Raw genomic sequence first — 12,535 nt, 5'->3', positions numbered from 1 at the left:
TTTAAAAAATTATTATAAATAATAATTTTTATAATATTTAATGTATTAATATTATTTCACAAAATAAATTATTTATATATATTTAATAAATTTTAATATTTTTAAAAATATAAAAAACAAAACATATAAATTTATTAAGTAAAAAATAATTTTAATACAAAAACTAATTTTAATATTAATTTTAAAAAGTAGAATAAATATATGGAATATTGGTTATTATACATAGCAAAAAAATCACTATTTTACTCGATATTTACAATAATAATTGTATCTTTCTTAGAATCACTAGCTATAGTAGGATTATTAATACCAGGTATAATTATGATGGCTGGTTTAGGAACATTAATTGGAAATGGTAATATAAGTTTCTATCAAGCATGGACAGCATCTACAATAGGATGTTTTATTGGAGATTGGATGTCTTATTATATAGGATGGAAATTTAAAGCCAGAATTACAAAATTTAATTTTTTAAAAAAATATGAAATATTAATAAAAAAAACTATAGATGCAATACATAAACATAGTATGATAACTATAATTACAGGAAGATTTATCGGACCTACTAGACCAGTTATACCTATGATAGCAGGAATGTTAAAACTACCAATTAAAAGGTTTATTTTACCAAGTATCATAGGATGTATTTTATGGCCTCCATTATATTTTATGCCAGGTATCTTTACAATTATTACAGTAAATTTACCAAATTATAATTCACAAAATTATATGTTTAAATGGACTCTAATAATTGTGATTATTATTTCTTGGTTAAGCATATGGTTAACATGGAAATGGTGGAAAATAGAAAAAGATACAAAAAACAAAAAATTATCTATATTATTAAATATTTTAAGATGTATAACTCCAATAAGCATCATATTATCTATAATCGGAATTATAAATATAAAATCTAATCCACAAATGTTAATTTTTGGAAAAATTTTATATAATATTTTAATTTAAAAATCATGAGCAAATTAAAAAATCTATATGTATTAGTTGAAGTTTAAATGCATGTTTTTGTACAGCATGAATTTTTACAATATAAATATAATCATCTAATTTAATTGATATTTTATTATTATAAAAATTAGATTCAAATTGAATATTTTTAATATCATTATTATTTATAAATATTGGGATGGATTTTTTTTGATTATCACCATAAATTATAGCTGGTAACTTATTTAATCTACGCAAATTACGACTATATCTAGTACCAATTTTAATACGTTGTTCAGCGATAAAAGAAATCATTATTTTATATCTCTTATATGAATAAAATATTTATTTTTAATATAACATGATTATTAAGTAAATAAAATTAATTTAATTATAAGTTATGATTTATAGTTATTTTTTAACCAAATTATTTCTTTTATCCACATATCTTTATTCGTAGTTTCTAAGATAATAGGTATATTATTTAAACAAATGTTTTGTAAGATCCATATAAAAGCTTCAGATCCTATATAACCTTTGCCTAAATTATTATGACGGTCGATATTACTAAAAAATTTATTTTTAGAATCGTTGAAGTGAAAAGCTTTTAAATAGTTTAAACCAACTATTTTATCAAATAAATCAAATGTTTTTTTACATTTTTCTTTTGTTCTTAAATCATAACCTGAAGCAAATGCATGACATGTATCTATACAAATACCTATTCTATCTTTGTAATCTATATTATCAATTATATATTTTAAATGATCAAAACAATAACCTACACTACTACCCTGACCTGCTGTATTTTCTAAAATAATAGAAAAATTTTCAATTTTATCTAAGACTATATTTATAGAATGTGATATACGTTTTAAACAATCTATCTCAGTAATCTTATAAAGATGATTACCTGGATGAACATTTAAAAAAGAAAGGCCTATAGATTTACAACGAATTATTTCATTGATAAAAGAACATCTAGACTTTTCAAGTAATGTATCTACAGGATGACCTAAATTAATTAAATAACCACAATGAGGTAAAATCATTTTAAGGTTAAAATTGAAAAATTTACATAAATTAATAAAATTTTTCTTTTCTTTATCTGAAATATCTAAACTATTCCATTGTAAAGGATTTTTTGTAAATAAAGCAAAAGTTGTAGCGCCTATTTTTTTAGCATTTAATACAGATTTATGCAAACCACCGCTAATACTAACATGAGCACCGATATATTTCATAATATTTTATCTCCAATAAAAATTAATAAGATATTATAAATTATTTAATTTAATTATATATAAAAATATTTAATAAATTAAATATATTCAAATAATATATTAACTTTAAAAAAATATTATTTAGAGTATAATTCAAATAAAGTATAAAATATAAAAATATTTATATGAAAAAAAAATATAAAACAGTTCAAAATTTAATCATGATTTTACAAAAATACTGGGAAAAACAAGGATGTAGTATAATACAACCCATAGATATTCAAGTAGGAGCAGGTACTTTTCACCCTGCAACATTCTTCAATGCAATTGGATCTAATAATACATTATTGGCTTATACTCAAATATCTAGGAGACCTAGAGATGGAAGATATGGAAAAAATATTAATAGATTACAGCAATATTATCAATTTCAAGTAATAATTAAACCTCCGCCAAAAAATATTAAAGATATATATTTAAAATCTCTAGAAAAACTAAATATAAGTACAAAAAAAAATGATATTCGTTTTATAGAAGACAATTGGGAAAATCCTACATTAGGTGCGTGTGGTATAGGATGGGAAATATGGATAAATGGTATGGAGGTTACTCAATTTACATATTTTCAACAAATGGGAGGATTAGATTGTAATCCAATAAGTGTAGAAATTACTTATGGAATAGAAAGAATTGCAATGTATAGTCAAGAAATAAATAATATTTTTGACATTATTTGGGATGAAAATCAATTTAAGATAGTTAAATACAAAGATTTATTTTATAAAAATGAAATAGAGCAATCAAATTATAATTTTAAAATAGCTGATACCGAATTAATTTCTCTATTATTTAAAAAATATTTAAAAGAATCTATAAGAATAATAAATATTGAAAAACCATTGGTGATTCCTGCGTACGAAAATATGCTAAAAGCATGTCACTATTTTAATTTATTAGAATCAAGAAAAGCTATTTCAACAACTGAAAGACAAAAATACATATTAGAAATAAGATATGTAACAAATAAAATAGCTAAAACATACATAAAAAAATCATAATATTGAATCAAATAATTTAAGAGTTAAAAAAAATGGTTATTAATAATACACTATTGATAGAAATTGGAACTGAAGATCTCCCTGGTAAAAAATTAAATAAAATTATATTATCTTTTGTTGAACAAATAAAAATTTTTTCAAGAAAAAATAACATAAAATTTGATAAATTATATTGGTTTGCAACACCTAGAAGAATAGCAATCAAATTAAAGAATATAAAAAAAAAAAATAAAAATAAAAAAGAAGATAACATTGAATCAAAAATTAAAATAATAATAGAAAAATCTTTAATAAGCATAAAAACAACAAAATTAATGTATTGGAATTGTAGAAAATATAAATTTATTAGACCAATTCGTAATATTTTAATATGTTTAAATAAAAAAATAATAAAAACAAAAATATTTGGACTAAAATCTACAAATACAGTAAATGGTCATGTATTAATGAATAAAAATAAAATAAAAATTCAAAATACAGATGAATATCCTAATATTTTAATTAAAAAAGGCAATGTAATAGTTGAATCTAAAATTAGAAGAAAAATAATTAAAAGAGGAATAAAAAAAATAATAAAAAATATAAAAGGAAAAATAAAAATAGATCATAATTTGTTAGAAGAGATAACATCAATAGTAGAATGGCCGGTTGTTTTAGTTGGTAATTTTCAGGAGAAATTTTTAAAAATACCTAAAGAAATTTTAGTATGTATAATAAAAAACTATCAAAAATGTTTTCCTGTATATAATAAAAATAATAATCTTATGCCTTATTTTATATTTGTTATAGATATAAAATCTACAAATAATGAAAAAATAGTAAAAGATAATGAAAATGTAATTAAATCTCGTTTAATAGATGCATTATTATTTTTGAAAGAAGATTTAAAAATAAAATTAAAAAATTATGTTAATAATTTAAATAACATATTGTTTCATAAAAGATTAGGATCTATGTATGATAAAACTATAAGAATAATAAAAATATCATCATGGATCGCTAAAAATATAAAAATAAATCTAAAAGATACTATAAAAACAGCAAAATTATCAAAATTTGATCTAGTAACTAACATGGTATTTGAATTTCCAGAAACTCAAGGTATTACAGGTATGCAATATGCTTTATATAACAAAGAAAAAAAAGAAATAGCATTAGCTATTAAAGAACATTACTATCCTAGTTTTTCTAAAGATAAAATCCCTAGCAATAAAATAGGATCTGCAATATCAATAGCTGATAAAATTGATACAATAGTAGGTATGTTTTATGTAGGTAATATACCAAAAAGTAATAAAGATCCTTTTGCTATACGTAGATCTACTATTGGAATTATTAGAATTATCATAAGTTATAAATTAAATATAGATTTATTAAAAATAATAAAAAAATCAATCGAACTATATTCAAATAATAAACCAAATGAAAAATTACAAATAAAAATTTTTAATTTTATTATGGAAAGATTAAAATATAAATATATAAAAAAAGGTTATAATTTAAAAGATATCTTAAAAATAATAAAACTAAAAAAAAATAAGTTATATGAAATAGATTTAAAAATAAAAGCTATAAACAAATTTAATAAATTAGAAAAATCAAAAATATTATTCGAAAATTATAGAAGAATTAATAAAATAATTATTAAATTTGATAAAAATACAAATGATAAAACTATTAATACAATGTTATTTAAATTTAAAGAAGAAAGGCATTTAGAAAAATTTATAAAACACATAAAAATAAAAATATCAAAAATGAAAATCAATAATCTTTATTATGAAATACTAATTGAATTGTTAAAAATTAATAAATATGTAAATAATTTTTTTAAAAAAGTATTGGTTAACGATGTTGATAAAAAATTAAAGATTAATAGAATAAATCTATTAATCAAAACAAAAAAAGTACTTGAAACTATTGGAAAAATTTTATAATAATAAATACAATTAAAAATAATAATTAATAATATTAAAATATTTTAATATTATTAATTAAAAATGAACAATATTATAAATAATATATTATATTTAATTAATACAATATTAGTACAATTAAACATATTTTTAATATATTACTAAATTTTTATTATATACTTTTTAATATTATTTTTTAATTTTTTACTAGATTTAAAAGATATAGAAACGTATGATTTTATTTTAATAGATTGATTAGTTTTAAAATTTCTACAAACCCTTTGTTTTTTATTTAAGACATTAAATTTACCAAAACCTAATAATTTTACATTCTCATGATCTATTAAAGTAGAAGACAATTCTTTAAAAAAAATGAATACTAGTTCTTTTGCTTCATTTTTATTAATTCCTAATGTAATAAATAAATATTCTGAAATTTTAGATTTAGTAAGTAACATTAAATTTAATTCCTTAATCTTGCTTTAAATTTATTAAACAATATTTCTATACATTGATTAATAATAAAATTAATCTCATTAACTTCTAAAGTTTTTTTATCACTTTGAAGAATTAAACTAATTGATATACTTTTATACTGTTTTCCAAACTCTTTACCATAATATACATCAAAAATATTTATCTCAGATAAATATTTTATTGAACTATTTTTTATTTCTTTAATAACATCAAAAACACGAATATTATTAGGGATAATAATAGAAATATCTCTTCTAGTACTAGGATAAATAGAAATTTTAGAAACTTTTGTTAAATGACAAAATGATAATTTTTCTATAAACAATTCAAATAATACTATATTTTGATTAATATTTAAATGTTTATCAAATTTAGGATGTATTTCTCCTATAGAACCAATGAGGTTATTTTCTAGATATATATTAGCTCTTTTTGTAGGATGTAATAATGATTCAAGAAAATTATTATTTTTAAATTCAATAAAATCTAATTTTCCAGTTAAACCTAAAATAGATTCTACATCTCCTTTAAGATCAAAAAAATCAACCTCTTTATTATTTATATCCCAATGGTCATTATAATATTTACCGCTTAAAACTCCTGATAAAAATAACTCTTGCCTAAAATTAATTGAATTATTATTATTCTTTATAAAACATAAACCACTTTCAAATAATCTTATATTCTTAATATTTCTTTTTATATTATAAATAACAGCATTAATTAATCCGCAATATAAAGATGGTCTCATAAATAATAAGTCGGAGGACATAGGGTTTAATAATTCTAATAAATCTTTATTAGGATAAAAAATTTTTTTATAATTAGAACTCAAAAAACTATAACTTATAATCTCGTGATAACCTTTATTTACTAATAAAATTTTAGATTTATCTAAAAAAACATCTAATAAACTTTCATTAGGTTTAACACTCAAAAATAAAAAAGGTTTTTTTTGTATATTATTATATCCATATATACGTATTATATCTTCAATTAAATCTTCTTCTATATTAATATCTAAACGCCAACTAGGTACACTAACAAACCATTGATTATTGTAATATTTAAAATCATAATTTAGTTTATTTAAAATATGATTTATATCATTATTATTTATATTATTATTAATAATTTTGTTTACTTTTATTTTACTTAAAGTTACAATTTTGTTTGTACTATAATTGATATTATTTTTATCGCTAAAAACAGGACCTGCATTACCTCCACAAATTTTTAATATTAAACTAGTAGCATATTCTATAGACTCATGCTGTATTAATGGGTCTATACCTGCAATAAAATGATTAGAAAAATTTGTGCTTAAATTTAAATTTTTAGAACTAAATAATACAGAATCAGGGTTAAAATAAGCAGATTCTAAAAATAAATTTTTTGTATACATATTAACATCATATTTTTTAGAATTTATTATACCAGCCAAAGAGATAATTTCTTTATCATCTGATACTACTAAGTATTTATTTTGTAATTTAATAGATTTATCTTTTTTTATACAAAAAAAATCTGTATTATTAGAAAATCTAACTAATATATTTTTTGTAATTTTATCTAAATTAAAAATATTTACAGGTTGACCCAGTTCTAATAAAACATAATTAATAATGTCTGATATAACATCTATAGAATCTATGCCACAATTTCTTAATTTGTTTTTCATCCAAAAAGGTGATGAAAGATTTAAATTAACATTTTTAATTATACGACCTATATATTTAGGGCAATGCTTTAAAGCTAAATTTTTTATAGAAAAAATATCTTTTATATTATTATTAAAATTAAATAAATTTCGTTTTTTATGTAATTTTTTACCACAAATAATAGAAATTTCTCTTGCAAAACCTCTAATAGATAAACAATCTGATCTGTTTGGAGTAATATTAACTTTTACTATTTTATCATATAACATAAAATATTTATAAATATCATAACCAACAGGAGCATCAGAATTTAATTCAATTATATCATTAGTTGAAGTATTATAAATACATAATTCTTTATAGGAACAAATAATTCCTTCGGAAACAATATCATAAATTTTACGAAAATTAACTATTTTATTATTAGGAAATATATTACTACCGACAAGAGCAACAGGAACTTTAATACCTATTCTACAATAAATATTAATATCAGAAACTACGGTTATTACATCATTGCAATTTATTCTTATTTTAAAAACATTAATTTTATTAATTTTACAAATATTTTTAAAATTAACTATCTCTCCAACTACTACTCTTGTAAATTTATTAGATATAGTATATATATCTTCAATTTCTAAACCTGAATTAGTTATTTTTTCATGAAAATTAGATATATCAAATTTAGGAAATAACCATTCCTTTAACCAAGATGCACTAAATTTCATTCAAATTACCTTAATATTTATTTAAATTGTGTTAAAAAATGTAAATCATTCTCAAAAAAATATTTTAAATCAGATATACCGTAACGTAACATTGTAATTCTTTCTATTCCAATACCAAAAGCAATTCCAGAATATATATTTGAGTCTATATTAACATTGGATAAAACTTTAGGATGAACAATACCGCATCCTAAAACTTCTATCCATTTATTAAATTCATTCAATACATCTACCTCTCCTGAAATAGTAGTAAAAGGAAAATAAGAAGTTCTAAACCTAAGTTTTATTTCTTTACCAAAAAAATCATACAAAAAGTTATATATAATCCATTTTAAATTAGAAAAATTAATTCCAATGTCTACAACCAATACTTCTAATTGGTGAAACATAGGAGTATGTGTTTTATCTGAATCTCTCCTATAAACTTTACCAACAGAAATAATACGAATAGGAGGATTATGTTTTTTCATTTCTCTAATTTGAACTCCTGAAGTTTGAGTTCTAAGCAATAAATTAGAATTTAACCAAAATGTATCATTAGCATCTCTAGCAGGATGACTATTAGAGATATTTAAAGCATCAAAATTATGATAAGCATCCTCTATTTCAGGACCGTCTACAAACTTAAAACCCAATCTTGAAAAATAATTTTTTATATAATTAATAGTTATAGTTAAAGGATGCAATCCTCCATTTTGAACAAATCTACCAGGAAGAGATATATCTAATTTATCTTTAAGGATCTTATCAAGAATTAAAATTTTTTCTAATTTTTTCTTATGTAAATTAATTTTTTGTAGAATTTTTAATTTTAATTTATTTAGACAGTCTAATTTATTTTTTTTTAAGTTATTTTCTAAACTTTTAATTTTAAAAAGTTCGCGCTTAAATAAACTCTTTTTACCTAAATATTTAGATTTAATTAAATTTAAATCTTTGATAGTTTGAGATAAATTAATATCATTTATAGATTTATATAAAAATTTTTTAATATCAAACATGTATATCCTTTTTATCTATAAAATCAAAAATTTAACTAATTTAACAAAGTCATAATAAAAAATTAATTTTATTGATTAACTTAATTGATAAAATACAAACAATAGTAATAATATAAAAAATCGAGGGAGTTTTATTTATATCTCCCTCTAAAAATATTTAATGAATTAAACTTTAACTAAAGATTCTTTAGATTTTTCAATCAATAAATTAAATGAAAAATTATCCATTATAGATATCTCGGACAACATTTTTCTATTTATATCAATAGAAATTTTTTTTAATCCATATATAAAATCACTATAAGAAATATCATGCATACGAACAGCTGCATTTATACGAGAAATCCACAAGCGACGAAACTGGCGTTTACGCTGTCTTCTATCACGATAAGCATACTGACCTGCTTTAATTACTGCTTGATTAGCAACTCTATAAACACGGGAACGAGCACCATAATATCCTCTAGCTAATTTTAAAACTTTTTTATGCCTAGCAGAAGAAACTGTTCCACGTTTAACTCTAGTCATATGGAATACTCCTAATAAAATATGTATTAAATTTATTCTAAATAAATCAAATATAGAATAAAAATAATTATCAATTATACGGTAAAGACAGTGTTACAGAGCGCATATTTCCTTTAGAAATCATGACTTTAGATCTTAAGTGTCGTTTACGTTTTGTAGTTTTTTTAGTTAAAAGATGTCTTAAATTAGCTTTTTTGCGTTTAAAACTACCTGATGCAGTTTTACGAAAACGTTTATAAGCACTTTTTAATGTTTTAATTTTCATTTTACAGTTCATATTATATAATTTTAAAAAACTTAATAATAATTTTAAAATTTAATTATTAGCAATTATGTTCTATTTTTTTTAGGAGATAAAACCATAACCATTTGCCTTCCTTCTATTTTATTAGGAAAAAATTCAACATTAGACAAATTAATTAAATCATTTTTAACTCTATTCAATAATTTAACACCAATATGCTGGTGAGTCATTTCCCTACCACGAAAACGTAAGGTAATTTTAACTTTATCACCATCCTTTAAAAAACGCTTTGCATTACGTAATTTAACCTGATAGTCTCCTTCATCAGTACTAGGCCTAAATTTTACTTCTTTCACATGTATAATTTTTTGTTTTTTCTTTTGTTCTTTGGATAATTTACTTTTTTCATAAATAAATTTACCATAATTCATCATGCGACAAACTGGAGGTTCTGAATTAGGACTAATTTCAACTAAATCAACACCTTCATCAAATGCTTTATTTAAAGCTTCTTGTAAAGATACTATACCAATTTGTTCATTATTAATATCATTTAAACGTACTTTTTTAGCACGAATTTCGCCATTTATACGATGAGAACGTACAAGTTGTAATCTTTTTCCGAATTTGATACTTTATTCCTCCGATTTATATAAACTACGTTCTAAAATTTCTTTTTTAATTTTTTGAATAAAAATTTCTATACCTAACATGCCAATATTTTTACCTGATCTTAAACGAACAGTCACTTTATTATCTTCAAATTCTTTTTTACCACATATTAAAATATAAGGAACAAAAAAAGACGCATGATCACGAATTTTAAATCCTACTGTCTCTTTACGTAAATCAGATTTAACACGAATACCATGATAAAGTAATAAATTAGTTAATTTTATCACATAATTAGATTGATTATCATGAATATTAATAATAACTACTTGAACTGGCGCTAACCAAACTGGAAAAGCACCAGCATATTCTTCAATTAATATTCCAATAAACCTTTCTAAAGAACCTAAAATAGCACGATGAATTATAACAGGTATTTTCTTTTTGTTATATTTATCTATGTAAAAAGAACTTAAAATAGAAGGAAGTAAAAAATCTAACTGTATAGTACCACATTGCCAAGTACGATCTAAAGAATCTGTTAAAATTAATTCAATTTTAGGTCCGTAAAAAGCTCCTTCTCCTTCTTGTAATTCAAAATGTATATTTTTTTCATTTAAAGATTTTATTAAATCTTTTTCTGCTTTATCCCATATCTCATTATTACCAATTCTTTTTTTAGGTCTTGTAGAAAACTTAAAAAATAAATTTTGAAAACCAAACACGTCATATATTTCATAAAATAAATCTATGCAATTATTAATTTCAGTATGTATTTGTTTTAATGTACAAAATATATGAGCATCATCTTGTGTAAATTCTCTTAAACGCATTAAACCATGTAAAGCACCAGATTTTTCATAACGATGACAAATACCAAACTCAGAAATCTTAACTGGTAAATCTTTATAAGTACGCAATTTATTATTAAAAATCTGTACATGACCTGGACAGTTCATAGGTTTAATACAATAATCTTTGTTATCAGTAGAGGTAATATAAATTGATTCTTTATAATTTTCTAAATGCCCGGTTCTGTTCCATATATCTTTGTCCATAATTAAAGGGCTTTTAACTTCTAAATATTTATATTTAGATAATTTTTCTCGAATAAATTTTTTTAATTCTTTAAATATTAAATATCCATTATGATGCCAAAATACAACTCCTGGAGCATTTTCTTGAATATGAAATAAATTTAATTTAGCAGAAATTTTTCTATGATCCCTTTTATTTATTTGCTTTAATCTATCTAAATATAAATTTAATTCTTTTGAACTAGAATAAGCAGTACCATAAATACGCTGAAGCATTTTATTAGTACTAATTCCCATCCAATATGCACCAGATACTTTTTCTAGTATAAAATTTTTACAAAATCTAAGATTAGGTACCATAACATTATTGACAATATCAATATAATTATCTAATGTATGAATACAGATATCTTTGTTTGAGGAATATAAATCTTTAAGTAAATGCAATTTATAATTTTCATTTAAAGATTTAAAAATAGAAAAAGCTTTTTCATAGCTAACTATTTCTTTTATAAAAATAAATTTATCATTAATTATATTATTCATACGATCCTGAATAATATTCAAATCATGAATAGTAAAATTATGATAATGATCTATATCATAATAAAAACCCTTATCTGTGATAGAATATTTGGCTAATTTAGTATCAGGCCATAACTGTTTAATAGCACAACCTAGTATGCTACAACAAGAATAACGTATAATTTTTAAAGAATTAAAAATGTCTGTTAAGGTTATGATGCTTACTTTGGAATTTTGTTTAATATAAGTATCTAAGTCACATAAAACCCCGTTAATTGTACCGGCTAGACATATCTTTTGAAAATCAGGAAAAATTTCTTTTGCTATATCTATTAATTTTATTGGAGTGTTATAAAAATACTTTCTTCCATTTATCAGCGTTATAACAAGCATGTTATATACCTTATTTTTCTATAATTAACATTAAGATTTCAAAATATAAAGTAACATCATTTATAATTCTTTATATAATTTTAAATAATTTTTAAATTATATATTAATTATATATTAATATTTATATATATTTTAAATATAAAAATATAAACTATTATATTAATAAAAAATAAAAAGTATCAAC

Annotated in this window: 12 protein-coding genes; 3 read left to right on the top strand and 9 right to left on the bottom strand. The window is 20.9% G+C overall.

The annotated features are described in order from the left end of the window. Positions 1–201: 201 nt before the first annotated feature. Entirely contained in the window at positions 202–966 is a 765-nt protein-coding gene (locus tag AB4W60_RS00600) for a DedA family protein (protein ID WP_343188743.1), read from the top strand. Between the two features lie 3 nt (positions 967–969). Here AB4W60_RS00600 and rplY read toward each other — a convergent pair whose 3' ends face one another. Together rplY and nfo are read right to left on the bottom strand one after the other, a co-directional pair. Continuing rightward, a complete protein-coding gene (gene rplY / locus AB4W60_RS00595; protein ID WP_343188742.1) occupies positions 970–1,260 on the bottom strand; it encodes a 50S ribosomal protein L25 in 291 nt (96 codons plus the stop codon). Between the two features lie 83 nt (positions 1,261–1,343). After that, positions 1,344–2,189: a deoxyribonuclease IV gene (nfo, locus tag AB4W60_RS00590; RefSeq protein WP_367676216.1), complete on the bottom strand. Its 846-nt coding sequence runs from the start codon at positions 2,187–2,189 to the stop codon at positions 1,344–1,346. Between the two features lie 164 nt (positions 2,190–2,353). Here nfo and glyQ point away from each other — a divergent pair, with 164 nt between their 5' ends. Together glyQ and glyS are read left to right on the top strand one after the other, a co-directional pair. After that, the gene (gene glyQ, locus AB4W60_RS00585) at positions 2,354–3,226 is read left to right on the top strand and encodes a glycine--tRNA ligase subunit alpha (protein ID WP_367676215.1); all 873 of its coding nucleotides are present in this window, start codon (positions 2,354–2,356) and stop codon (positions 3,224–3,226) included. Positions 3,227–3,258: 32 nt separating this feature from the next. Beyond that, a complete protein-coding gene (gene glyS, locus AB4W60_RS00580; RefSeq protein ID WP_367676214.1) occupies positions 3,259–5,163 on the top strand; it encodes a glycine--tRNA ligase subunit beta in 1,905 nt (634 codons plus the stop codon). Positions 5,164–5,303: 140 nt separating this feature from the next. Here glyS and AB4W60_RS00575 read toward each other — a convergent pair whose 3' ends face one another. The 7 genes from AB4W60_RS00575 to thrS all read right to left on the bottom strand — a co-directional run bounded on the left by AB4W60_RS00575 (position 5,304) and on the right by thrS (position 12,351). After that, a complete protein-coding gene (locus tag AB4W60_RS00575) occupies positions 5,304–5,600 on the bottom strand; it encodes an HU family DNA-binding protein (protein WP_343188738.1) in 297 nt (98 codons plus the stop codon). Positions 5,601–5,605: 5 nt separating this feature from the next. Beyond that, entirely contained in the window at positions 5,606–8,011 is a 2,406-nt protein-coding gene (gene pheT / locus AB4W60_RS00570) for a phenylalanine--tRNA ligase subunit beta (RefSeq protein WP_367676213.1), read from the bottom strand. A gap of 17 nt (positions 8,012–8,028) precedes the next feature. Then, positions 8,029–9,012 carry a phenylalanine--tRNA ligase subunit alpha gene (gene pheS / locus AB4W60_RS00565; protein WP_367676212.1) on the bottom strand — a complete coding sequence of 328 codons (984 nt, stop codon included), beginning with the start codon at positions 9,010–9,012 and terminating at the stop codon, positions 8,029–8,031. 165 nt (positions 9,013–9,177) lie between these two features. Beyond that, positions 9,178–9,540 (bottom strand): 50S ribosomal protein L20, encoded by a 363-nt coding sequence (gene rplT, locus AB4W60_RS00560; RefSeq protein WP_343188735.1) that lies wholly within the window; start codon positions 9,538–9,540, stop codon positions 9,178–9,180. 70 nt (positions 9,541–9,610) lie between these two features. Further along, entirely contained in the window at positions 9,611–9,817 is a 207-nt protein-coding gene (gene rpmI, locus AB4W60_RS00555) for a 50S ribosomal protein L35 (RefSeq protein WP_343188734.1), read from the bottom strand. 53 nt (positions 9,818–9,870) lie between these two features. After that, a complete protein-coding gene (gene infC / locus AB4W60_RS00550; protein ID WP_367676317.1) occupies positions 9,871–10,416 on the bottom strand; it encodes a translation initiation factor IF-3 in 546 nt (181 codons plus the stop codon). Positions 10,417–10,419: 3 nt separating this feature from the next. Next, positions 10,420–12,351 (bottom strand): threonine--tRNA ligase, encoded by a 1,932-nt coding sequence (gene thrS / locus AB4W60_RS00545; RefSeq protein WP_343188733.1) that lies wholly within the window; start codon positions 12,349–12,351, stop codon positions 10,420–10,422. Positions 12,352–12,535 lie beyond the last annotated feature (184 nt).

The sequence above is a fragment of the Buchnera aphidicola (Neophyllaphis podocarpi) genome, assembly GCF_964059055.1.
GTDB lineage: Bacteria > Pseudomonadota > Gammaproteobacteria > Enterobacterales > Enterobacteriaceae > Buchnera_M > Buchnera_M aphidicola_A.
This window is presented reverse-complemented; position numbering and strand designations above follow the sequence as displayed.

What these genes read in the sequence shown, in the direction of transcription:
- AB4W60_RS00600 (WP_343188743.1), top strand. Translation starts at nt 202, where the DNA reads ATGGAATATTGGTTATTATACATAGCAAAAAAATCACTATTTTACTCG.
- rplY (WP_343188742.1), bottom strand. Translation starts at nt 1,260, where the DNA reads ATGATTTCTTTTATCGCTGAACAACGTATTAAAATTGGTACTAGATAT.
- nfo (WP_367676216.1), bottom strand. Translation starts at nt 2,189, where the DNA reads ATGAAATATATCGGTGCTCATGTTAGTATTAGCGGTGGTTTGCATAAA.
- glyQ (WP_367676215.1), top strand. Translation starts at nt 2,354, where the DNA reads ATGAAAAAAAAATATAAAACAGTTCAAAATTTAATCATGATTTTACAA.
- glyS (WP_367676214.1), top strand. Translation starts at nt 3,259, where the DNA reads ATGGTTATTAATAATACACTATTGATAGAAATTGGAACTGAAGATCTC.
- AB4W60_RS00575 (WP_343188738.1), bottom strand. Translation starts at nt 5,600, where the DNA reads ATGTTACTTACTAAATCTAAAATTTCAGAATATTTATTTATTACATTA.
- pheT (WP_367676213.1), bottom strand. Translation starts at nt 8,011, where the DNA reads ATGAAATTTAGTGCATCTTGGTTAAAGGAATGGTTATTTCCTAAATTT.
- pheS (WP_367676212.1), bottom strand. Translation starts at nt 9,012, where the DNA reads ATGTTTGATATTAAAAAATTTTTATATAAATCTATAAATGATATTAAT.
- rplT (WP_343188735.1), bottom strand. Translation starts at nt 9,540, where the DNA reads ATGACTAGAGTTAAACGTGGAACAGTTTCTTCTGCTAGGCATAAAAAA.
- rpmI (WP_343188734.1), bottom strand. Translation starts at nt 9,817, where the DNA reads ATGAACTGTAAAATGAAAATTAAAACATTAAAAAGTGCTTATAAACGT.
- thrS (WP_343188733.1), bottom strand. Translation starts at nt 12,351, where the DNA reads ATGCTTGTTATAACGCTGATAAATGGAAGAAAGTATTTTTATAACACT.